Below are 675 nucleotides of genomic sequence, written 5' to 3' on the forward strand. Positions count from 1 at the left end.
GGTACTCAGTGCAAAAGCCCCTTCATTAATTGTAAAATCTTCATCTTCTGTATCGGCTGTATCAGCATCTTCTGAGATGCCGTTATGAAAACTCTCTTTACCATCAAGATTCTGGATGCCGCCTTTCATAATCTTTGTGTCAACAACCATCCCTCCACTATAGACACTTTGTATTCCTAGCATTCCATCTGCCGCATAAATTTCGGTGTTATAAGCACTACTTTCCTTATCTTTACGCGACAAACCAGCTCCAAGAATCCCCTTACCAAAAATAATCTGCTCACCACCATAGATTTTAGCTCCCTCAGCATTTGCACCACTCTCAACAATTTGTTTACCCCCTTTTTTAACAGTGGCATATTCCGAACTGCTCAGATTTTGGACGAATTCAATACCACCACTCTCAATTGTTGTATCCCTGCTAACACTTGCTGCATCAATGTAGAGTTTTCCCCCCTCTCTAACCGTATTATTAATGGAATAGGCAGCATCTTTATAGTTAAAGCTATTTATTTCAGAACCTTCAGAGTCACGGTTAGTAATATAGACAGTAGCACCATCGCTTATTATTGAATTGGTGAGTACCTTAAAGGACAGATTTTCTAATCTCTTCCTTTCCTCTTCTAAAAGATCACTTCCTTCTACTGTCTGTTTATTCTCTATCTTTTTTGATCC

Annotated in this window: 1 pseudogene; it reads right to left on the minus strand. The window is 39.1% G+C overall.

From position 1 onward, the window contains the following. Positions 1–675: pseudogene (locus ACFIL8_RS11960) on the minus strand (autotransporter outer membrane beta-barrel domain-containing protein); the annotation flags it as partial.

It is taken from the genome of Bartonella sp. AP57NXGY, assembly GCF_042195805.1.
Lineage (GTDB): Bacteria > Pseudomonadota > Alphaproteobacteria > Rhizobiales > Rhizobiaceae > Bartonella.